Source organism: Spirosoma pomorum (assembly GCF_054776615.1).
This window is the reverse complement of sequence record NZ_BAAHBP010000041.1, coordinates 106177-127693: the sequence shown is the minus strand read 5'-3', so window position 1 is coordinate 127693 and position 21517 is coordinate 106177. Positions and strand designations below refer to the sequence as shown.

The following is a 21517-nucleotide window of genomic DNA, read 5'->3' as shown; positions in this document are numbered from 1 at the left end:
AGCCAACTGATAAAATTGCGGTAAACTTGCCTCTTTCCAACGGACTATGGCTGCATCCCTGTTTTCCCGTCGTTACATTACCTGGCTCATCCACGTACTGGGCTGGGGGCTGCTGGGCTACCTGCTTTTTTTTGCGCAGAGTTTCAGTTTTACGTTTAAGATGCCCCCCTTGTTCTGGATTCGGCAACTCATCTTTTTCTGTCTGATCGTGGCCACGTTTTACCTGAATGCCCTGATACTGGTGCCCCGGCTCCTACGGCTGAACCAGACTGGGCAATATCTGCTGGCCGTAATGGGCGTCATCGTCTTTATCGTCCTGGTGGTTGGCAGTCTTGAGTTTTGGTTCGACCTGCCGATACTGATCCATCGCCTGTTTCATCCCGACGGTAAAGGCGAGCCGAGATACTATGGCTGGGTACAACCCACGCTGGTCACGATTTTACTGGTGCTGGGTATCAGTACCAGCATGAGCCTGCTCCAGAAATGGCAGCAGGACGCTAACCTCCGGCTGGCGCTGGAACAGGCTAAAACCACCTCGGAGCTGTCGTTTTTGAAAGCGCAGATAAATCCCCATTTCTTTTTCAATACGCTCAACAACATCTACGCTCTGACCGCTATTGATGTGGAGCTGGCACAGGAAGCCCTGCATCGACTCTCGCGGATGATGCGTTACGTCCTCTACGAAACCCAGTCGGGCACGACACTGTTGAGCAAAGAACTGGCGTTCGTCAATGATTATATTCAATTGATGCAGCTGCGCCTGACTGACAAAGTAACCGTGGCCGTAAATACGCCCGACGTGGTAAAAGAGCAGGCTATTGCCCCCATGCTGCTGCTGCCGTTCGTGGAAAATGCGTTCAAACACGGCGTTAGTACGTTGCTCCCCAGCCGGATTTCGATCAAAGTGGAGCAAACGACGGATCAACTGGTGCTGGACGTGCGAAACACGCTGCTGAACGAGAAAACGCCTTCGCTGGAAACTGGAAACGGTATTGGTCTGACGAATACTCGTCGGCGACTCGACTTACTCTATCCGGGCCAGTACGACCTGCTCATCAACGAGCATACCGTGGACAACGAATACCAGGTACAGCTAACCGTACACCTGTCATGACACTTACCTGCATTGCGGTTGATGACGAACCGCTGGCGCTGGGGCTGGTTTGCTCCTTCATCGAAAAAACGCCGTTCCTGCGGCTGGTGGGCCGCTACAGTAGTGCCATCGAAGCCCTGCAAAGCATGCTGCATGAGCCCGTTGATGTCGTGTTTCTGGATATTCAGATGCCCGACCTGACCGGTCTTGAACTGGCCAGAATGCTGGATCGGTCGACGCGGGATGCGCAGGCCACCCGGGTGATTTTTACGACGGCCTTCGATCAGTTTGCCCTCGATGGCTTCCGGGTTGACGCACTCGACTACCTGCTCAAACCGTTCAACTACGCCGAATTCTTACGGGCGGCCAGTAAAGCACGCCACTACTTTGAGTTGCGCCAGCGACCGGAAGCTACGCCGGTTGCGTTACCATCTGCTGCACCGGTTTCGGCGTCGGAGGAGTATCTGTTTCTGAAGGTTGAATACCAACTGGTACGAGTTGCCTACCGCGATATTCTGTATGTAGAAGGATTGAAAGACTATGTAAAAGTATTCCGCCTGAGTGATCCCAAACCGCTGCTGGCGCTGACGAGCCTGAAAGCCCTCGAAGAAAAACTCCCGGTGTCGCAGTTCATGCGGGTGCACCGGTCATTTATCGTGGCGCTGGATCAAATAAACGCCGTCACGCGCAACTCAGTCCAGATCGGAGCCACGACGATACCTGTCAGCGATCAGTACAAGGAAGCGTTCGGAACGTTTATCAGCCGGTGGATTTAGGGGAGTTTAGGGTTGATGTGCCCCCGGTTTAATTTTATAGTGGGAATTAGGAGGGGTAGGGGATTACTACCACCCCCGGCTCCCTCCTACAACAGGAGGGGGAGGTTGAAAGGGGACTTCTGCGTGTTGCCCTCCTGGAAAATTAGGAGAGGGAGGTTGAAAAAAAACACCTCTGTATATTCCCCTCCTGTTTTAGGAGGGGGCAGTTAGATCCAACACGCCAAGGTTCACTCGTACCAGCGAACTGTCCAAATCAGAAGGGACAGAGAAATGAAATTAACGTAAATTAGCATGCTCTTCTATTTTAGGCAGTCCGCCGTTGCGGCAGGAGAAACATAAGATAACCATGCATGAAGGGCAGTTGAATAATCTGAAGATTTTAAAGCCTGTCCGACAAGCCCTGCGCAATGACGCAACGGAGGCCGAAAAACGGCTGTGGCAATATCTGAAAGGCAGCCAGCTAGATGGCCGGAAATTCCGGCGACAACATAGCGTTGGGCTGTTTATCCTGGATTTCTACTGTCCTGGTGAGCGAGTAGCGGTCGAGCTAGATGGTATTGTGCATGATCAGCCCAACGTTAGGTCGTATGACGAGGAACGGTAAAAGGCCATTGAATCGTTAGGGATAACAGTGCTTCGCTTTTCCAATGACGCCGTTTTCCTCAACATTAATCAGGTCTTAAAGACGATTCGACAGCAGTTTAAAGCGGATTGATTACCTACCCTACGTCTCTGACCACCCCCCTCCCCCTCCTAGAAATAGTAGGAGGGGGAGGTTGAAAATGTCACTCTGCACGTTCCCCTCCTGTTTTAGGAGGGGGCAGGGGGTGGTCAGAGTAAAACCTACAAGATTATCTGTGACGATAGCAGCTAGGGATGGTCCTTCTAAAACAGCAGGGGAATGAAAAATGACAACCTAATTAACAGAACACCACTGATCCGAAAATGACGTTTTCCCTACTGGTCGGCTTAAAGAATAATCTGGTTTATACGCAGTACTTCTATGCGCAGACCCGGCAGTTGTACCCGGACGTTGAGCTGGTCTTCGTTAGCTTTAATAGCACCGACGGCACGCACCAGTGGCTCGACTCGTTGCAGGACGACCACGTTACGTATTACTACGAGGAGCGGGACCGAACCCTGTCGGACACGTACAACAAATGCATCGAACTGGCTACGTCGGACTACGTGGTCTTTGCCCACAACGACATGGTACTGGCTCCCGGCTTTATTGAAGAACTGGCGGCTTTGCAAACCGACGGACGCGTGCTGTTTTACACTACCATCGAGCCCCCTATCTTTGCGGACGACCCACGGCCCGGCAAGATTGTTCGGGATTTCGGGGCCGACGTAGCTACGTTTCAGCGGGATGCGTTTTTCGATTTTGCACAGGAGGAACAGCGACGTAATGAGCAGGCAGGCCAGACGGCCATTGCGACTAACAAAGGCATCTTCTTCCTGTCCGCATCGCACAAATTGTTGTTAGACATGGGGGGACTTGACCCGCTGTTTAACCCCATGTTTTGCGAGGACGACGATTTACTTTTGCGGCTTGGTCTGAAAGGAGTAGAGATGGTGGTTGGATTGAATGTGCTGTGTTACCACTTTGTCAGCAAGACATCTCGATTTTCAGAAGAATACATTAACCGGACCCGGCAAATCGAGTTGCAATCCAACCGGAACTTCATTCGTAAATGGGGCTTCCGGAACAGCGATCGCGTTCAACACAAATACGATATTGGCTTGGTGCTGACCAACGGCACGTTGGCCGCACTGCGGGCACTGGAACCCTGGGTGTCAACGATCTACACGGACCTCGATCCGGCGGCCTATATTCGGGAGGAACAGCCCACGACGGCCGTTGATCTGACAATGAAAATCAAACCCCTGACGGCGGAACGTAACAATGGGGTACTGGTTTCGGTCAACGCTGGGAAAGCCCGACTCGACCAGATTACGTTTCTGTCGGAGGTTATATATAACCGGATCAATAAGCCAAAATCAGCCCTGAAGAAGTTCTGGTATCGTTTGTTTCCGGCTTTTACCTGGCGTGGGTATCGCATCCAGATCATTGACCCAACGACGCACGAAACGCGTCTGATTCGTAAAAAACTGACGTATGCTTAACCGATTGCTTGCCCGTCGTATCCGGTTGTCGTACGGCATTACCGTCTGCAACGAAGCCGTCGAACTAGAACGGCTGATTCTCTTTTTGCTGCTGCACAAAGACCCGCACGATCAGATCGTAGTGTTACAGGACACGACCCAGCCCGACGAATGGGTGACCGACGTACTGCATCGCTACCGGGACAACATAACCCACCGGGCTGCGCGGCTCGACGGTGATTTCGCTACGTTCAAGAATAACCTGTTGGCAGTGGCGACGGGCGATTACCTATTTCAGATCGACGCCGACGAGGTCCCCCGCGAAAGCCTGATCCATTCGCTGAAAAAAGAACTGCGCAAGCACCGCAAGATCGACTGTCTGGCCGTTCCCCGCATCAATCTGGTGAAGGGCCTAACCCCGGAATGGATTGATGCCTGGCAATGGCAGGTCGATGACCGGGGGCGAATTAATTACCCGGATTACCAGGTACGCATTTTTAAGCTGAACCAGGGAATTCACTGGAAAAATAAGGTGCACGAAGAACTGGACGCGCACAAGAGTTGCCACTTCCTGCCAGCCGAGACGGATGACTTTTGCCTCATGCACCCAAAAGATATTGAGCGGCAGAAGAAGCAGAATGAGTTCTATCAGCGGCTTGGGTAAAGCCGGAGATTCTTGTTGTACACTGTCGCTTTACCCTCCCGGTCGTGGCTGGCTGTCCATCCCGCGACGGCGGCCATCGTGGCGCGGGTCGTCTAAAACCTAATCTTGTCAGAATTTTGCTCTGACCACTCCCCGGCCCCCTCCTAGAAAAGTAGGAGGGGGAGGTATACAAGGTCACTCCCGTGTGCTCTCCTCCTAGAAAATCAGGCGCAGGTGGCTGAAAAAATCACTTCTGCGCGTTCCCCTCCTGTTGTAGGAGGGGTTAGGGGTGGTAACTGGCTGAAAATAAATCCAATTCGCAACTTCATAACTCCCCCTACCATGCTAGCTCATAACGGCGGGGCACCCAAAACGGGAGATGGACCAAAAACACACGGCGTTATCCCTTAGCTTTGCCGGATGAAGAAAATAGCGTTTGTGGTACAGCGATACGGCGTCGAGGTCAACGGTGGGGCCGAATACTATTGCCGGATCATGGCCGAGCGGCTGGCGAATACCTACGAAGTCGACGTGCTGACCAGCTGCGCGCTGGAATACGTTACCTGGACCAACTGGTACCCGGCCGAAACCGTCACTATCAACGGAGTGCGCGTACACCGGTTTGCGACGAAGCACGAACGGCTGGTGAAGCAGGCATCGCGCGCGGAGCACAAACTCAAAAAATGGTCTCAGCCCGAACAGTGGCAGGGACTGAACCGGCTCAAAATGTGGGGACGGGCGCTGGTGGGAAAGACCATCCGACGCTACAGCCGGTTGTGGGCGAAATACCAGGGACCCTACACGCCCGAGCTGATCACCTACCTGAAACGCAATCACCAGCAGTACGACGCGCTAATCTTCATTACGTACCTCTATTACCCGACCATTGCCGGGCTGAACGTAGCGCCCCACAAATCGATCTTTATCCCGACGGCGCACGACGAAATTCCGATTTACCTGCCGTTGTTCCGGCCACTGTTTCAGAAGCCACGCGCCATCCTGTTTCTGACCCCCGCCGAACGCAGCTTCGTGCACCAGCTATTCAAGAATGACGCTATCGAGAACGACGTCGTGGGCGTGGGCATCGAACCCGCCAAAGCCCTGGCCGAGCAACCCGTTAGTGAGCTACTGAGCACCGACGCCGACTATCTGCTGTACATCGGACGGATTGATACCGCAAAGGGCTGCGATACGATGTTTGACTTCTTTACGCGGTACAAAGCCGAGCATCCGTCACCGGTAAAATTGGTACTGGTGGGGCAGGCGTTCATGCCGATTCCGGAGCACCCCGATCTGCTGCCGGTTGGCTTCGTGGACGAGCCGGTAAAAGCAAGCCTGCTGCAACACGCCAAAGCCCTGATTATGCCCTCGCCCTACGAAAGCTTGTCAATGGTGACGCTGGAAAGTTTTGCCGTTGGCGTGCCCGTCATCGCTACGTCTGAATGTGCCGTTCTGCGCGACCACATCGTCGGCAGCCAGGCCGGACTACTGTACCGGAGCTACGAGGAGTTCGAAACCGCCGTCGATCAGATGCTGACCCAGGACTCATCCAACATGGCCGAGAACGGCCGCGCCTACGTCCGGCAGTACTACACCTGGGAAACCGTACTAGAAAAGTTTGACAGGGCGGTGGATTATGTGGCGGGATAAAGAGCCAACTCAGTAAGACGCCTTTGGGGTAGTCAGTTGCACTTTATTTTATGAATCAGGTGGTTAACGTGCAAAGAGCTCCGTGAACGGGTAATGCCCTATTCACGGAGCTCTTTATCTATTCAAATAAAGTCAGAAATCACTACTGCAACACCTCCTGTATATTATTCAGCCGTTTGTAAATACTATCATCTCGGTTGATGAGCTCGTAGTGGTTACCGCGCTCCACGATCTCTCCGCCTTCCATAATCAGGATTTCGTCGGCTTCTTTGATGGTGCTCAGGCGGTGGGCGATCACTAGCGTCGTGCGCCCTTCCATCAGGTTGTTTAAGGCTTCCTGCACGGATTTTTCGGATTCGACGTCCAGCGCCGACGTCGCTTCGTCCAGAATCAGAATGGACGGTTTTTTGAACACGGCGCGGGCGATACTTAGCCGCTGGCGTTGTCCACCACTCAGGCGGATACCCCGGTCGCCGATATTGGTGTTATAGCCGTCTTCGGTGTCCATGATAAACGAGTGGGCGTTGGCCACTTTAGCCGCGGCTATTACGTCCTCCAGTTTGGCGTCCGGCTGGCCGAGAGCGATGTTGTTAAAGATCGAGTCGTTGAACAGGATGATTTCCTGCGTCACAAAACTCATCTGCTTCCGCAACGACTCCATCGTGTAGTCGCTTACGTCGACGCCATCAATGGTAACGCTGCCCTGCGTCGGTTCGTAGAAACGGGGAATCAGGTCGGCGATGGTCGATTTACCCACGCCCGAGGGGCCAACGAGCGCAATTTTACGTCCCTTCTCCATCCGGAAGTTGATGTTTTTCAGGACGGGTTTGTCACCGTACTGGAAGCTGACGTTCTTGAAAACGACCTCCTGGTGGAAACCTTTGAGTGGGACGGCGGTCGGCTTATCCTCGATCTCGATTGGTTTGTCGAGCAATTCCAGAATACGCTCCCCGGCGGCCTGGCCCTGCTGAATGTTCGTGATGGCCACCACCATTGCTTTAGCGGGGCGGATCACCTGCGAGAAGATAGCGATGAACGCAATGAACGAGCTAGCCTGTAGGTTACCCTCGCTGTTCAGCACCAGACTACCCCCGTATACCAGAATACAGGCTACAATAAAGACGCCCGACGCTTCGGAGAAGGCAGGGGCCAGCTCCCGGCGCTTGAAGCCTTCCAGGCTGGCTTTGCGGTAAAAATCATTTTCGGCGCTGAAGCGGCTTAGCACGAACGGCGTTGCGTTGAACGAGCGGATAATCCGCATGCCCATCAGCGTTTCGTCCATCAGCGTCAGCATCCGGCCCATCGACGATTGTACGTCCTGGGCTTCTTTCTTGAGCCGTTTCGTGACGGCAGCAATACCCACAGCCGAGATCGGGATGATCACCAGCGTAAAGAGCATCAGTTTGGTCGAAATCAGGAAGAGAGCCACAAAGTAACCGATCAGCATATACGGTTCTTTGAAAACCACCTCGATCGAACTGCCCGCTACGCTCTCGATGACGTATACATCTCCGTTGAGCCGGGAGAGCAGGTCGCCTTTATGCTCCTTCGTGAAATAGCCCAGGTGCAGGTTGTTGATCTTAGCAAACAGGGCTTCCCGCAGCCGCTTGACGAGCAGCGTTCGGACACCCAGCAGGCACTGCTGCGCCAGAAAGCGGAACAGGTTGGTCATTACCACCGCCACCATGATCATGCCCGCCAGGAAATACAGGGCGTAGATCGGGTTTGTCGTTTTGAACTGGTAAATCAGGTGGTAGAAAACGTCCTTGAAATAATTTCCGGTCAGGTGAAAGTCCGGGACCGTCGCGTACTTGGCGGCATCGGCTGTGTTGATCGGATCGAACAGGAAATTGAGCAGCGGGATGATCAACGCAAACTGAAAGACGTTGAAAAAAACGCTGATAATGGTAAAGAAAAAGAACGGGACAATAAACTTTCCATAAGGCTTGGCGTACGCCATGAGCCGTCTATAAACCTTCATTCGTTGGTCGTAACGTGTCTAATTTTTACCAGTCCGTAGCAACGACGGACGGCGCCAGCTGGATTGCAGCGGGTGTTTCTGAAAGCAAAGATCGGTAAACGTCCAGATATTTCCGGGCCGAGTCCTCCCAATTGAACGTAGCGCTGTGAGCTTTCATTGCTTCCTGGATGCGGTTACCCGCCTTCTGATAATGCAGCATACCCGCCTGGAAGTCGTCGTGCATGGTATCAAAATCCTGAAAGTAGAAAGCCAGATCCTTGCCAATTTCGGTCATGGCGGTGTGTCTCGACAGGAATACCGGTTTACCCACCGACATAGCTTCGGTGATGGGCAGACCAAATCCTTCGGCTATTGACGGCATCACAACGGCCTGGCAGTTGTGGTAATACCACGACTTTTCGTTCTCCGTCACCTCGTTGACCAGGTGCGTCCGGTCACTGACGTTCAGTTCGGAAGCCTGCTCCCGGATGTAGTTGGCGTACGATTTGTCTTCGTGCCGTCCCGCCAGGACCAGTTCCATGCAGGGATTACTCTGTAGCAGGGGGAGGATCTGATGCTGATTCTTTTTGGGTGTAACGGCGCCAATATTAAACAGAAACGGAACACTGGGGCGGTACGATTTCTCCTCCAGCGTTGGCTTAGGCAGGCCATTGGTGCCGTTGTAGATCACGTGCACGGGTCGGTTCCCAACGTCGCAGTGCATCAGCACGTCGTTGCGGGTAAACTCAGAAATGCAGACAATGGCGTCGCTGCGGTCGATGTTTTCCTGTAAATGGTTGAGGTAGCGTTCTTTCTTCCGATCGGGTTTGTCTTCGTACAGAAAATTAAGATCGTGGATCGTCAGCAGGACTTTTATTTTCTTGTTTCGGCGGGGAACGTAGTTTGAATTCTGGTACGTGCAATGCCAGAGTTGATACTGGCTGACCGACGGCATGAAGAACTTTTGTAAGGAATGCTGCGGCAGGGTGGGCACGGAGGGACCGAATACCGACGGGGCGCAGCGGGGCATGAACATCGATATATTTTCCTGATCCAGCTGTTGCTGAAGCGCTCTCCCTAGGTTAAGACAGAAGTAGTACAGCCCCGTATTGGCGTACTTCATACGCTCACAGTCGAAAATGATTTGATGCATACGAAAATCGCTTTAGTACGTTGATTAACTGGAAAAGAAAAGTCAATAGAAAAGGGGCGGGTTGCCAGCAAGTCCCTTTCGGCAGAGGTTGTGTTGACATAATTATTCATCGCTATAGATGATGAGTCTCAAACCTGGTGAAAGGGTTGGAAAATTGCCTAAGCAATAAATTTGCTGTAGTACAATACCGGCTTTAACCTGATAATGTTGCATAAATTGACTAAAATCTGAGGCTAGCACGCTGAAAACCTGCATTTTTGAGGTATGTCCCAACTTATATTGGATTGCAACCTGATGAAGTATTCACATTCTGGGTTGTACCATTATTGCCAGCATCTCGGCGACCATATTAATCAGTTTCTGGTAGAAGAACGTCAGCCGTTGATGCAAATGTACTTGCCACCCCGGCGAAAATTGAGACTTGCTCCTGAACCATATCATCTGGTTGAAGAACGATGGCATAAGCTTTTTAAACCATTTCTGAAGGATTGCCAGGTATGGCACGCCCCGTTTCAGTCCGGCCGGATTCTACCTAGTAAGCAGCGGTACCCCAATCTGAAAGTCGTCCTGACGATTCACGATCTGAACGTACTGCACGAAGGCAAACCGGAAGAAGTGCGGCAAAAAAGCCTGGCTCATACGCAGTCACTGATTGATCGGAGCGATGCCATTGTCTGCATTTCTGAATTTACGAAAAGCGATGTGCTGGCTCACTGCCGGGTGGGTAATACGCCCGTCCACGTTATCTATAACGGCCTCAACCAAATGCCGATACAGGCGGGTGATCCTGCTGGCTACAAACCTAGTCGGGCGTTTTTGCTGGGTATCGGGTATCTGAACAAGAAAAAGAATTTTCACGTCCTGCTGCCCCTGCTTCAGGCGAACCCCGACCTGGAACTGCTGTTGATTGGCCACCCCGACGACCCGGCTTACGTTGAGCAACTGCAACAATCGGCGCAAACCCTGGGCGTTGGCGAGCGGCTGCACCTGCTGGGAACGGTTTCTGAAGCTGACAAGGGCTGGTATTTGCAGCATTGTCAGGCTTTTCTGCATCCCTCACTGGCGGAGGGTTTCGGACTGCCTGTTCTGGAGGCCATGCAGTTTGGTAAGCCGGTGTTTCTGTCAACGGCTACGTCGCTACCCGAAGTGGGGGGCGAGGCTGCTGTCTACTTCCCTAGCTTCGAGGCTGAGGTGATGCAGGCCGTTTTTGAGCAAGGTATGAGTGAATACAATCCCGCGCGGGCCGAGGCTAGTAAACAACAGGCTGCCCGATTTAGCTGGGACGTAGCTGCCCGACAGTACCTGGCCGTCTACCGATCGCTGATGCCGTAAATCAATGGTTCCAGCGGAGTCCGGTGGTTTGGAAGGTCAGCGCCCGGTTGGCCTGCCCGGCAAAGAGTAACTGGACCGTCACTGATCGGGCTTTTTTGAGCTGGCGGAGAAGTTGCTCGGCTTTGTCAAAGAAGACAATATTAGCCCGGCCATTGGCGGCTGCCGACAATGTGTAGGCAACCGGGCGTTGCTGGTCGAACTGAATGCGGGCGCTCCCGCTCTGAAAACTCCGGGTGAATAGCCCATTCGCGGCTTCCAGGTAGGCAACGGTTTCTCCGTCCCTATTACGAATTCCCAACGTTACGTATTCCTGCTGGACATGCGGGTAAGCAAACTGAATGGCGTTGACGGAACGTAACGTCGCTCTGTCGCTACCCCGTTTTTGCTCGTACTGCCAGCTACTGGCTGGGTTGACGGCGGGTTGCTGACTGCTGATGGCATAAGCGGGGCGTGTCGCCCCAACGACAGAAGGAAAGCAGGCCGTTGTGATCAGGTAGACGAACTGGACAAAAAGATAAAGCATGTACTGGTGGTTAGTAGACAACAGGCCGTACGCCTTCGAACGTAAAGTACGGTTACACCGGCGTGAAAGCCTGGTATAAGTAGTTGTTAGTATGTTCTTGCTTTGAATTGTACAAATAAAAGTAAAATGGTTGATTTTATTTGGTCGAAAGCAAGGCACATCAATGAATTATCTAGGCATTGAGATTGGCGGTACAAAGATCCAGGTTCGGGCCGAAGATGATCGTGGTCAGCTGCTGGCCCTGGAACGATTTAACGCCTATCCAACAGCGGTTCAGATCCGGCAGCAATTAACGGATGTCATTCAGCAAATCCGGCAACAAATCCAGCTCGATGCGGTAGGGATTGGCTTCGGTGGTCCCGTCGACTACCGGACCGGGCAGATCTGTCAGTCGTTTCACGTTGATGGCTGGCATGATTTTTCGCTGACGGACTGGCTCCAGGAAATTACCCAATGCCCCGTCTATGCCGATAACGACGCCAACGTAGCCGCGCTGGGTGAAGCCATGCGGGGGGCAGGCCGGTCGCACCAGCAGGTGTATTACGTAACCGTTGGGAGCGGGGTCGGCAGTGGCTATGTGCGGATGGGGGAAGTGATCCACGGGCGGACACCCGGCGAGTGGGAAATTGGTCACCTTCGACTTGACCTGACGGGTACAACCCTACAGGACGTAGCGTCGGGTTGGGGGGTCGATGAACGTATCCGGCAAGCCTTACCAAAAAACCCGGATTCAGTATTGAGTCAGGCCGTACAGCAAGATCCCGGTCACGAAGCCCGCCACCTGGGGGCAGCGCTGGACCAGGGCGACGCCTTTGCCGAGCAGATTCTCGCCGGTACCGTCCAGCCGCTGGCGTGGGCGTTTTCGCACGTCATGCACCTCGTTCACCCGGACGTATTGATTCTGGGCGGGGGCGTGTCGAACCTGGGCGAGCGGTTCCGTCAGGCCATTGAAGAACAGATCACTCACTACGTAATGCCAGCCTTCCACCCGCTACCTCCTATTTTGCTCAGTGAACTGGGTGAGCAGGTCGTACCCATCGGTGCCATCGAATGGGCTAAGTATAATGTCAGGAAAGAGTGTGGTAGTGTGTCAACCGGTAGTTTATCCGATAAACTATAACTGTTTTATCATTCCTCCTGGCGGCTACGCGCCCCGGTCGGAATGATAAAATGCGCGGGATGACAAAAAAAGAACTGTCGTAAATCAACATGGAAGGATATATCTCGGATTACCTGATTCGTCAGCAGCAGATGCTGGCAGCTTTACCCACGCAACAATTAACCAAGCTGATTAATCTGTTTCGCAAAGCCTGGGCAGAAGACCGGCAGATTTTTGTGTTCGGCAACGGCGGTAGTGCGGCCAATGCATCCCATTTCATTACCGACCTGAGTAAAGGTGCTTCGGATAAACTATCCAAACGCTTCCGGGGCATGTCGCTGAACGATAACATGGCCTGGATGACCGCGCTGGGTAATGACTATGCCTACGAGGACATCTTCGTGCGTCAACTGATGAATTTCGCGCAGCCGGGCGACCTGATGATGACCATGAGTGTCAGCGGTAACTCGCCCAATCTGGTCAAAGCCGTCGACTGGTGCCGGAACAACAATGTGTATAGCATCGCTCTGGTTGGTGGGCAGCGGGGCAAGCTCGCCAATATGGCCGATACGGTGGTGGTCGTCGACGATACTCATTACGGGCGCGTGGAAGATGCCCACATGAGTATCTGCCATCTGATCTGTTACGCCTTTATGGAGTTGAACGAGTTTCAGGTAAAGGCTTAGCTGAGCAGCGTAAACAGCACCCAGATCAGGCATTGCACCGTTACGCCCATCAGCAACGTAGCGACGCTGTACACCTTCAAGGTAGCGGCCGTTTCCAGGTTGGAAAACCGGCTGATTACCCAGAAATACGCGTCGTTGGCGTGACTGATGGTCATGCTGCCTGCGCCCATACTCAGGATCGTAAGCGTCAGCGCTATTGGTGAGTCGAGTCCAAGATCTGCCAGCAAGGGCGTGATAAGCGAGGAAGTTGTAATGACTGCAACTGTCGAAGATCCCTGCGCCGTTTTGAGGATGCTGGCGATCAGGAATGGAAAGAAAATGCCCAATGACAGCCCGCCGAGCAGTTCACCCAGATTTTTGCCCATCCCTGTTGCCTGAAGCATCTCCCCGAACATCCCTCCGGCGGCAATAATCGCCAGAATCATACCGGCCTTATCAACGCCGTCAGTCAGCCAGTGAGAAAGCGCTTGTCGGTGCTGTTGCCGAATGAGTAACAGCGACAGCAAGACGCCGACACCCAGGGCCATGACGGGATCGCCAATAAACGACAACAGTTGTAGTAACCGGCTTTCGTCAACCGTCTGTTGTGAGGTGTATAAGAGCACAATCGACTTACTGGCAATCAACGCAATGGGCAGTACGACGGGCAGGAATGAGAGCCAGGCCGGTGGTAGGTGATCGACCGTTACGTCGTCCTGCTCTGGTGCGATGTACTCGTGGTCGATGGTACGGCCCCGCCACACGCTCCAGGCGTAGCCCACCAGCGCGGCCGGTATTGAGAGGCCCAGTCCCCAGAGCATCACCCGGCCCAGATCGCCACCTGTTGTACCGACTGCCGTTGCCACGGCGGCAGCCGTAATACCCGGATGCGGAGGAACCAGGCAATGAACGGCGTAGAGCGACGTAGCGAGTGCAGCCGCCATAACGGGCATCCGGTGGTGCGTTTTCCGAACAAGTGAATGGTTCAGGCCACTCAGGATGATAAAGCCGCTGTCGCAAAAGATCGGGAAGCCAATAATAAATCCGGTCAGGGCAATGGCCGCGGGTGCGTTGTTCTCATTGACCAGTCGTAGAATACGGTTCGCCATGCTCATGGTCGCGCCGGTCTTTTCCAGAATTACGCCCAATGTCGTCCCCAGAATAATCAGCAGGCCAATTTTCTCCATCGTGTGGCCGAACCCAAGTTTGAGCGTACCGACCAGCGTGCCCAGGGGCAGCCCGCTGAGCAGTCCAACACCCAGGGCCGCCAGGAGTAGGGCGAAAAAGGCGTTTACGTTCCGGTAGGCCGTGACCCAGATGATGAAGCCGATGCTGGCAATTAGCAGAAAAAGAAGGTAGTAGGTGTTACTCATCGGCATTACGAAACAATAGCCAGCATAATATCCATGACGTTGGTCTGGGTGGGGCCGGTTATTAGTAGACTATCCGTCTGGTTGAAAAAATGGTAAGCGTCCTGGTTCGCTAAATGCGCATCAATGGATAACTGCTTCTGGTCGACCAGCGCCAACGTATCACTGTCGACCAGGGCACCAGTCGCGTCCGTCGGGCCATCTGTGCCGTCGGTGCCGCCACTCAATATAGTCAGGGAACGCTGAGAGGGCGGAAGGTGTGTTAGTTCGTTCAGGGCCGCCAGCGCGAAATGCTGATTACGTCCGCCTTTGCCGCTACCCGTTACGTTGACCGTTGTCTCGCCCCCCTGAATGATACAAAGCGGTTTTTCGCCCTGGTACTGAAGCGCCCGCCTGACTAGTTGCTGCGCTTCGGCAACAGCGTCGCCCGTGACCAACTCTGGAATAACCTGAGTCTGATAGCCAAGGGCTTTCGCTTCGACAGCAGCTGCCTGCATCGCAACCTGAATGCTAGCGATAATGGTGCTGGTGGTACGGTTAAACAGGGGATCGCCAGGTTTGGGTGTATCGGGAATCTGCCCCCTAAGCCCTTTATTCAGGTACTCGCGAACACGTTCTGGCAATTGAGGGATCAGCTTGTAGGTAGACAGAATGGCGTAGGCATCCTGAAACGTAGAGGCATCAGCAACCGTCGGGCCGCTGGCGATCACGCCCAGATCATTCGATGGTACGTCGCTGATAAGGAAAGTAACCACGCGCGCTCCCCCGCACTGACGAATTAACTGGCCGCCTTTAATGGCGGAAAGGTGTTTACGAACGACATTGATTTCGTCGATCGCGGCCCCGGACCTGATCAATAAATCGAACGTCGTCTGCACATCCGATAGCGTTAGACCCGGCGGTACGTCGCACCAGAGCGCCGACGCACCACCGCTGATCAGGCAAATCACGAGATCGTCCGCGGTGGCCTGATTCAGTAGTGCCAGCGTTTGTTGAACGGCCAGTACGCCGTTTTCATCCGGTACCGGGTGGGCCGACTCCATGATGCGTATCCGCTCGCAGGGAAGCGAATGATCGTATTTGGTCGTTACCAAGCCGTCGGTGATGAGCTTGCCCAGCACCTGTTCCGTGGCCACAGCCATTGCTGCTGATGCCTTCCCCGCCCCAATGACGTAAAGATTACGGAATGACGACCGCGGCAGGCGTTGTTCGCCCAGGCAAAGAACATCATTGGTAACCGACAGATGCTGAGGGAGCAGGGTCGCCGGTTGGACGGCCGTTATGGCTGCGGAAAAAATCTGAATCGCGTGCTCTCTTGTCATCAACGAACGAATTGCCACGAGTTAGCGGAGGTTGAGCCGGCAGTTTACTAAACGTTTGTCAACCAACAAATGGAACCGGTCCCGTTTAATGAAAATACGGCTTCGGTATAACTCTACTCAGGCAACTAGTTGAATTGATAACGAACAGGAGAGAGGCTGCTCTATCGCTTGGGTCGGAGATCAGAAATCCGGTTCACAAGCGGCATCGTTTAGCGCCTTGTCGAGTGTATAGACCGTTTTGCAGATATGGGAATCCACTCGTTTTTTAGCACTGTTGGCAATGACCACGTCCACGCCTGCTTCGGCGCATAACGCTGCGATAGGCCGACGGCATTCGGTAAACAGGAGCTTCTTAATCAGCTTCTTCCGCTCATCGCGTAACTCGCCGTAGAACGAATCGGGGTTGATCCGGCGGTTGATGTACGACTCGTTAAAAGACAGGTTATGCCGTTTGGCTCGGTCAATCATCCAGAGCAATGTATTATCGGACAGGCCCGCGTCGGCATACCCACCACCAATGTTACTATGGATACCTGCGAACCAGACCTGCTCCAGGATCTGTCCGTCGGGGGCTTTCGGATCTTTTTTCCAGAGTGTGGGTAGGAACGCCTTCCGGTTTTCGTCAATGGCTAGGGCATGGTACGCACTACGTACCCGCGGATTGAGCTGCACGTTCAGAAAGCGGTATTTACCCAGCAGCCAGCGCTCTACCCAGGTATTCAGCATTGTGAGATACCGAAAGCGATAGCGGGGCAAGGGCAGCGGAATCCCCAGGCTCCCCACCGTGTCCCAGACGCCGATCATTTCGATATCAGGTTCGTAGCAGTCGGTATGCGCTTTATAAGCAGTGATAACGGCTTTCTGCTTTTCGTCCGTGGCCGATGTTTTGTACTGCATGTACTGGTGCTTGATACCCTGAAGTTCTCGTGGAATATCATCCGTACGGGTTTCCGCTACGTGGCCGGTAGCCGCCGAGGTGGTTGCCCTGGCAAGTTGTTGCGGGTTCAGGGATTTATCGATCCCGAAACGGCCAATCAGTCCCGACAGGCTGCGGACCGTATAGGCACCCCGGCTAAAGCCAAAGAGGTAGATCTTGTCACCCGGCTCGTAGTGTTGGGCAATGAAACCGTAGCAATCGAACAGATTCTTGATCAATCCTTTTCCCGTTAAGCCACCCGTCCACCGGTCGAGCCTGTTACCGGTGCCAACGCCAGGGTCGTAAAAGATTTTCTGATCCGGTTGCTCGGCTAGTGCCAGCGCCCTGGCCAGCTTGACAACATTAGTAGGTACCAGGCTTCCACGGTCGAGTTGTTCGGGGTCATTCCAGGTGCCGTCCGAACAGATAATGATTTTTTTGCTCATGGGTTGTTAATTTTCCAGAGCAAAATATACGTACTAAGTCGCTGGCTATGTGCGGTATTATGAGTGAACGTATTGAAAAATTAGTAGGCGTAACGAGTACCAGTTAGCGGCTATCTACCACCCCCGGCCCCTCCTACAACAGCTAATCTTGTAGGGATTTTAGGGGTGATGAATTGTGGCTATCTACCACCGGCCCGGGCCGCCCCGCCTGCCACCTCCTAGAAAAATAGGAGGGGGAGCTTAACCGAGAGATTTCTGCGTATTCTCCTCCTCTTGTAGGAGGGGAATACGCGGGGCGGCCCGTGCCGGTGGTAGGTGAACCAAGAAGAATAATTACCTGGATGTTCCAGAAATGGGCACCAGCTTAGCCGACAAATCCGGGGTTTTCATGTCCTTATTAAAGGGAAACATAGGGCGCAGGATACGTTTGTAAGGTAGTCGGAACAGATCCTGATCGACACCGCCCGGCGTTAAGGCCATGATCCAGTCGGCGCGCATGTTGTAGAGTTCAGGTTCAAGGTAACCAATCTTAACCACAACAATATCGGCTTTGCGAGGTGCCAGACCCAGGCGGGTGAAATCCTTCTCCTTATGGTAGGGCTTCCGCTTCTGAGTCACGATGATATGCACGCTACCTACTTTGATGACAGCTTCGACTTCGGCATCTCGATCGCCTTTCTCGATCGATTCAACCGTGCCTTTGATGGGAATCGGTGGCGCAAACCGGTGATCGACGGCGGCTCCAATGGTTCCTTCGACCTGACCACCTACGCCAGCCGCCAGTGCTTTTTTGATCATTTCCGGCCCCGGAATGGACGCATAAATCAGCGTTGGACCGTCGGCCTTCTTGAACTCCGGTCGGTTCAGAATTTGGGTAAGTGTCCAGGTTACGTCACCCGCGCCACCGGCCGTCGGGTTATCGCCGGTATCGCTGATAAAATACGGATGCTTGGGGCTGGATAACGCTTTCGCCAGCGATTCGTCCAGCGTTCCGGTTGGCGCGACAAAATCAAATTTTGAGCGAACGTTCCAGAAGGCAGTGGCCAGCTTTTCAGCGGCCTGAGTTACCTTTTCTTTATCGTCGCCGGTTACCATCACGGCCGCGTGGTTGCGGGGTTCATCGGCCCAGGCGTAACCAATCCAGATACCCGCGTCCACGATACCCTCTTGGTTGTCGGCGAGGGGAGCCACTTCCTGGTACAGACTTTTGCCGGGTTCGATGCGGGTGCTCGTTTTTTCACCCGGCAGCAGGATCGGAACCGTAATCAGCGCTTTATAGGCCGGTTTACCTTTGCCGCTTTTCAGGCGATTGAGCAGATTGGTAACGGCCCGCTCTTTGGTTTGCATAGCGTCTTCGTGGGGCGCCATGCGGTAGCATGTCATCAGGTCCGTATTCTTCGCCAGCCGCCACGATACGTTACCGTGCAGATCCATCGACGTGGAGATCAGTGTTTTATAGCCCACTACGTCTCGGATGCGGGTAATCAGATCGCCTTCGGGATCGTCGAGCCCTTTCACACTCATCGCGCCGTGAATGTCGAAATACAGGCCGTCGTAAGGAGCGTATTTTTTGAGCGAGTCCAGCATTTTGTGCACCAGCGACTCGTAGGCTTCGCGGGTAACAGCTCCGCCGGGTAAGGACTTGCCGACAACGGTAGGAATCCAGCGCGCCTGTTTCCGTAACGGAGCCGTCCCCAGCATCATGAACGGATAGGCGTTGAAAACTTCACCACTGTACCGGGCGTGAAACGCTTCTTCGTGAGTTTCGGCCGGCGAGAACGTACTGGACTCAATGCCTAGACCGGCGATGGCAATGCGGGGGAGGGAGGTTTGGGCAAAGGCTTCGCCGACGACGAGGAAACAGGCCGTCAGCAGGAGTAGTCTATGTTTCATGTCTACAAGTTAGAAAACGTACTGTTGCCCGCAAGGATTTTGACGTAATCTCCACACATCAGACTTAACCGGACCGTAAACTCGATACGTCATCTGGTCGCATTAAGTGGTCGCTCGAAGGTAGGAGAAGACAAAGAGGCTGATCCAGACGCCCGTTTTGAGTTTGTCGGCTTCTTTTTTTCTCGTAAGTTGCCAACAATCCACAAATCTGATCGATACGCTGTGGTTTCGATGAGGACCTGTAGATGACTACTTTGCTTTACGTTACGTGCGTGAAGGTCGGAGCCAAGCTTAGAACAAAGCGGAGGATGCAGTGGACGTTTGGTGTCCATCAGGGGCAATCATCACCACGACCGTGAGCGGTCGGTTAGAGTCAGTCACGCATATGCACGAGACAATCTTATTACTATTAGCCTTACTGCTGGTCGTGTCGTTGCTGGTTATGACAGCGCAACGACTGAATATTTCGTACCCCATTTTTCTGGTTTTAGGCGGGCTAGCGATAAGCTTTGTTCCCGGCTTGCCCCGGATCGAGCTTGATCCGGATATTATTTTCCTGATTTTCCTGCCGCCCCTGCTCTACGAAGCGGCCTGGTTCACGTCCTGGAAGGAATTTTGGAAATGGCGCCGGATTATTTCCATGCTGGCATTCGGTCTGGTCATCATTACGTCCTGTATTGTGGCATTTGTGTCGAATGCGCTGATTCCGGGCTTTACGCTGGCGCTGGGTTTTTTGCTGGGTGGAATTATATCACCGCCCGATGCGGTAGCGGCAACGTCGGTACTTAAAGGAATCAAAGTGCCCAAGGTAGTTACGGCTATTCTGGAAGGCGAAAGCCTGATCAATGATGCCTCCAGCTTAACGGTGTTTCGGTTTGCGCTGGCGGCCGTGCTGTCCGGTTCATTCGTTTTCCACGAAGCGGCTACCAGTTTTCTGATGCTTACCGTGATGGGCGTTTTGATTGGTCTGGCCATTGCGCACGTTTTTTACGCGATCCACCGGTGGCTACCGACCACGTCCAGCATTGATACCGCGCTGACGTTCGTTGCGCCATACCTTATGTACCTCACGGCTGAACAGTTTCATTATTCGGGGGTGATGGCCGTTGTCAGCGGGGGGCTTTTTCTGTCGTTCCGAAACCATGAATTTTTTACGCACAGTAGCCGGCTCCAGGCCCTGAATGCCTGGGCTACGGTTTCGTTTGTGCTCAACGGCGTAGTCTTCATCCTGATTGGACTGGAACTTCCGGTCATCGTGGAAGGACTCGGCGACTACTCAAAAACCGAGGCCATTACCTACGGTCTGATTATCAGTGCGATTGTGATCGTGACTCGGTTGCTGGTGGCGCAGTTAAGCGCCCTGTTCACGCGCCTGGTTAGCCGCTGGATTTCGGTAAGCGATGCCAAGCCCGGCTGGCGAAACCCGGTTATTATTGGCTGGGCTGGTATGCGTGGTGTTGTCTCGCTGGCTTCGGCGCTTTCCATCCCCTTGCTGGCGGAAGACGGAAGTCCCTTTCCGCAGCGAAACCTGATCCTGTTCATTACGTTCGTGGTGATTCTGGTGACGTTGGTGGTGCAGGGGTTAACGCTGCCACTGATTATTCGTTGGGTAAATCCGCAGGAGCGCGAAGGGTTTGTTCCGGAAGAGGAGCAGGACGCCACGGTTCGGTTGAAGTTGCTGAACGTATCGCTGAGGCACCTGAATGAGCGATACGCAGTGGAGACAAAAGACAACGAACTGGTTGCCAACCTGAAAACGCGGCTGGAAAGCGACGTTCACCTGACGCACGAGCGGCTGGACTCGTTGGAAGATTGTCGCCGGGATAACACTATTGGCCGCTTTCGTGAGGTGGTCATGGACGTGATTGAGGTGCAACGTAAAGAGCTTTACCGGATAGGCCGCGAAACGGAATTCAGCGACGAGGTAATCCGGCGGCACGAAGCTCAGCTCGATCTGGAAGAGGAAAAGATCAGTAAGGATGAGTAGGGTAATTCTCGTTTAGTCATCCTAAGCTGGTTTGCAGGGAGTTGGTGTAAACCGCTACCTTCGTCAGATGTAACGTACACAAAACGCCCAGCGCTGATAAGGCGCTGGGCGTTTTACTTTTACCGGGCTGCTTTTACCCGCCTGGTGTTACCGCCCCACTGGATAGTTACGTCTATCGTTCGGGGGCTCATCGTTCCTACAGAAGTCCCCTGTACGCTAACGTTAAACAACGAATCTGCGCCGGTTCCGCGCGTCAGTTCAAAGCTGTAATTGCCGACGTCAAACGAGCCCGGAGTCTCCGTAACCGTTAGGACGGCTGACAGGTGCGTGTTATCCAGTCGGCTCGTTGTAAACTTCATCGAGTAGGCTCCGTCTGGTAGCGTTCGGGTTACCGAGCCTGACTGGAGTGAAGTCAATGGGTAACTACCAGTTAACCCAGTGGTGAGGTCTGTTTCGGGAACGGGATCGTTTTTTTTGCAGCCACTTACCAAGGCAAAAAAAGAAGCTGCCGCCAAGAATAGATACGCTTTCATGGTGCGAGTATACGCGTATCTCCGAATACTCCTGCATACCTAGCGTCTTT

At 53.5% G+C, this 21517-nt stretch carries 17 protein-coding genes and 1 pseudogene; 10 read left to right on the top strand and 8 right to left on the bottom strand.

What is annotated here, in order from left to right; all coding sequences use genetic code 11:
* Positions 1 to 46: 46 nt before the first annotated feature.
* From ACYVAD_RS25915 to ACYVAD_RS25890, 6 genes and pseudogenes are all read left to right on the top strand, one after another.
* The gene (locus ACYVAD_RS25915; RefSeq protein WP_461142463.1) at positions 47 to 1114 is read left to right on the top strand and encodes a sensor histidine kinase; all 1068 of its coding nucleotides are present in this window, start codon (positions 47 to 49) and stop codon (positions 1112 to 1114) included.
* Positions 1111 to 1869, top strand: coding sequence for a LytR/AlgR family response regulator transcription factor (locus ACYVAD_RS25910; RefSeq protein ID WP_461142462.1), 759 nt, complete (start codon positions 1111 to 1113; stop codon positions 1867 to 1869). Before ACYVAD_RS25915 ends, ACYVAD_RS25910 begins: the two co-directional genes overlap by 4 nt.
* A gap of 346 nt (positions 1870 to 2215) precedes the next feature.
* Positions 2216 to 2584, top strand: a pseudogene (locus ACYVAD_RS25905) (endonuclease domain-containing protein).
* 230 nt (positions 2585 to 2814) lie between these two features.
* The gene (locus ACYVAD_RS25900; protein WP_461142461.1) at positions 2815 to 3996 is read left to right on the top strand and encodes a glycosyltransferase family 2 protein; all 1182 of its coding nucleotides are present in this window, start codon (positions 2815 to 2817) and stop codon (positions 3994 to 3996) included.
* Positions 3989 to 4639, top strand: coding sequence for a glycosyltransferase (locus ACYVAD_RS25895; RefSeq protein ID WP_461142460.1), 651 nt, complete (start codon positions 3989 to 3991; stop codon positions 4637 to 4639). Before ACYVAD_RS25900 ends, ACYVAD_RS25895 begins: the two co-directional genes overlap by 8 nt.
* A 399-nt stretch (positions 4640 to 5038) precedes the next feature.
* A complete protein-coding gene (locus ACYVAD_RS25890) occupies positions 5039 to 6268 on the top strand; it encodes a glycosyltransferase family 4 protein (RefSeq protein ID WP_461142459.1) in 1230 nt (409 codons plus the stop codon).
* Positions 6269 to 6410: 142 nt separating this feature from the next.
* On the opposite strand, the gene ACYVAD_RS25885 is transcribed toward ACYVAD_RS25890, so the two are convergent.
* Together ACYVAD_RS25885 and ACYVAD_RS25880 are read right to left on the bottom strand one after the other, a co-directional pair.
* The gene (locus ACYVAD_RS25885) at positions 6411 to 8249 is read right to left on the bottom strand and encodes an ABC transporter ATP-binding protein (RefSeq protein WP_461142458.1); all 1839 of its coding nucleotides are present in this window, start codon (positions 8247 to 8249) and stop codon (positions 6411 to 6413) included.
* A 25-nt stretch (positions 8250 to 8274) separates the two neighbouring features.
* Complete coding sequence (locus tag ACYVAD_RS25880) at positions 8275 to 9381, bottom strand: glycosyltransferase family 4 protein (protein ID WP_461142457.1); 1107 nt, start codon at positions 9379 to 9381, stop codon at positions 8275 to 8277.
* Positions 9382 to 9675: 294 nt separating this feature from the next.
* Here ACYVAD_RS25880 and ACYVAD_RS25875 point away from each other — a divergent pair, with 294 nt between their 5' ends.
* Positions 9676 to 10713, top strand: a complete 1038-nt coding sequence (locus ACYVAD_RS25875) for a glycosyltransferase family 4 protein (protein ID WP_461142456.1) — start codon at positions 9676 to 9678, stop codon at positions 10711 to 10713.
* Between the two features lies 1 nt (position 10714).
* On the opposite strand, the gene ACYVAD_RS25870 is transcribed toward ACYVAD_RS25875, so the two are convergent.
* The gene (locus ACYVAD_RS25870; RefSeq protein ID WP_461142455.1) at positions 10715 to 11236 is read right to left on the bottom strand and encodes a hypothetical protein; all 522 of its coding nucleotides are present in this window, start codon (positions 11234 to 11236) and stop codon (positions 10715 to 10717) included.
* A 163-nt stretch (positions 11237 to 11399) separates the two neighbouring features.
* On the opposite strand from ACYVAD_RS25870, the gene ACYVAD_RS25865 reads away from it, so the two are divergent.
* Both ACYVAD_RS25865 and ACYVAD_RS25860 read left to right on the top strand, forming a co-directional pair.
* The gene (locus ACYVAD_RS25865) at positions 11400 to 12356 is read left to right on the top strand and encodes an ROK family protein (protein ID WP_461142454.1); all 957 of its coding nucleotides are present in this window, start codon (positions 11400 to 11402) and stop codon (positions 12354 to 12356) included.
* Between the two features lie 89 nt (positions 12357 to 12445).
* On the top strand, positions 12446 to 13021 hold the full coding sequence (locus ACYVAD_RS25860; RefSeq protein WP_461142453.1) for a D-sedoheptulose-7-phosphate isomerase: 576 nt from the start codon (positions 12446 to 12448) through the stop codon (positions 13019 to 13021).
* Here ACYVAD_RS25860 and ACYVAD_RS25855 read toward each other — a convergent pair.
* The 4 genes from ACYVAD_RS25855 to ACYVAD_RS25840 form a co-directional block, all read right to left on the bottom strand.
* Complete coding sequence (locus tag ACYVAD_RS25855) at positions 13018 to 14373, bottom strand: GntP family permease (protein WP_461142452.1); 1356 nt, start codon at positions 14371 to 14373, stop codon at positions 13018 to 13020. The two genes, ACYVAD_RS25860 and ACYVAD_RS25855, sit on opposite strands and share 4 nt — an antisense overlap.
* 5 nt (positions 14374 to 14378) lie before the next feature.
* The gene (locus ACYVAD_RS25850) at positions 14379 to 15710 is read right to left on the bottom strand and encodes a glycerate kinase type-2 family protein (RefSeq protein WP_461142451.1); all 1332 of its coding nucleotides are present in this window, start codon (positions 15708 to 15710) and stop codon (positions 14379 to 14381) included.
* Between the two features lie 162 nt (positions 15711 to 15872).
* Entirely contained in the window at positions 15873 to 17054 is a 1182-nt protein-coding gene (locus tag ACYVAD_RS25845; RefSeq protein ID WP_461142450.1) for a DUF2235 domain-containing protein, read from the bottom strand.
* Between the two features lie 333 nt (positions 17055 to 17387).
* Positions 17388 to 18947, bottom strand: coding sequence for a M81 family metallopeptidase (locus ACYVAD_RS25840; protein ID WP_461142449.1), 1560 nt, complete (start codon positions 18945 to 18947; stop codon positions 17388 to 17390).
* Positions 18948 to 19332: 385 nt separating this feature from the next.
* On the opposite strand from ACYVAD_RS25840, the gene ACYVAD_RS25835 reads away from it, so the two are divergent.
* A complete protein-coding gene (locus tag ACYVAD_RS25835) occupies positions 19333 to 20934 on the top strand; it encodes a Na+/H+ antiporter (protein ID WP_461142448.1) in 1602 nt (533 codons plus the stop codon).
* A gap of 119 nt (positions 20935 to 21053) precedes the next feature.
* Here ACYVAD_RS25835 and ACYVAD_RS25830 read toward each other — a convergent pair whose 3' ends face one another.
* A complete protein-coding gene (locus tag ACYVAD_RS25830) occupies positions 21054 to 21467 on the bottom strand; it encodes a hypothetical protein (RefSeq protein ID WP_461142447.1) in 414 nt (137 codons plus the stop codon).
* Positions 21468 to 21517 lie beyond the last annotated feature (50 nt).

Excerpts from the sequence above, each read along its gene's own strand:
- ACYVAD_RS25915 (WP_461142463.1), top strand. The coding sequence starts at position 47 with ATGGCTGCATCCCTGTTTTCCCGTCGTTACATTACCTGGCTCATCCAC.
- ACYVAD_RS25910 (WP_461142462.1), top strand. The coding sequence starts at position 1,111 with ATGACACTTACCTGCATTGCGGTTGATGACGAACCGCTGGCGCTGGGG.
- ACYVAD_RS25900 (WP_461142461.1), top strand. The coding sequence starts at position 2,815 with ATGACGTTTTCCCTACTGGTCGGCTTAAAGAATAATCTGGTTTATACG.
- ACYVAD_RS25895 (WP_461142460.1), top strand. The coding sequence starts at position 3,989 with ATGCTTAACCGATTGCTTGCCCGTCGTATCCGGTTGTCGTACGGCATT.
- ACYVAD_RS25890 (WP_461142459.1), top strand. The coding sequence starts at position 5,039 with ATGAAGAAAATAGCGTTTGTGGTACAGCGATACGGCGTCGAGGTCAAC.
- ACYVAD_RS25885 (WP_461142458.1), bottom strand. The coding sequence starts at position 8,249 with ATGAAGGTTTATAGACGGCTCATGGCGTACGCCAAGCCTTATGGAAAG.
- ACYVAD_RS25880 (WP_461142457.1), bottom strand. The coding sequence starts at position 9,381 with ATGCATCAAATCATTTTCGACTGTGAGCGTATGAAGTACGCCAATACG.
- ACYVAD_RS25875 (WP_461142456.1), top strand. The coding sequence starts at position 9,676 with ATGAAGTATTCACATTCTGGGTTGTACCATTATTGCCAGCATCTCGGC.
- ACYVAD_RS25870 (WP_461142455.1), bottom strand. The coding sequence starts at position 11,236 with ATGCTTTATCTTTTTGTCCAGTTCGTCTACCTGATCACAACGGCCTGC.
- ACYVAD_RS25865 (WP_461142454.1), top strand. The coding sequence starts at position 11,400 with ATGAATTATCTAGGCATTGAGATTGGCGGTACAAAGATCCAGGTTCGG.
- ACYVAD_RS25860 (WP_461142453.1), top strand. The coding sequence starts at position 12,446 with ATGGAAGGATATATCTCGGATTACCTGATTCGTCAGCAGCAGATGCTG.
- ACYVAD_RS25855 (WP_461142452.1), bottom strand. The coding sequence starts at position 14,373 with ATGAGTAACACCTACTACCTTCTTTTTCTGCTAATTGCCAGCATCGGC.
- ACYVAD_RS25845 (WP_461142450.1), bottom strand. The coding sequence starts at position 17,054 with ATGAGCAAAAAAATCATTATCTGTTCGGACGGCACCTGGAATGACCCC.
- ACYVAD_RS25840 (WP_461142449.1), bottom strand. The coding sequence starts at position 18,947 with ATGAAACATAGACTACTCCTGCTGACGGCCTGTTTCCTCGTCGTCGGC.
- ACYVAD_RS25835 (WP_461142448.1), top strand. The coding sequence starts at position 19,333 with ATGCACGAGACAATCTTATTACTATTAGCCTTACTGCTGGTCGTGTCG.
- ACYVAD_RS25830 (WP_461142447.1), bottom strand. The coding sequence starts at position 21,467 with ATGAAAGCGTATCTATTCTTGGCGGCAGCTTCTTTTTTTGCCTTGGTA.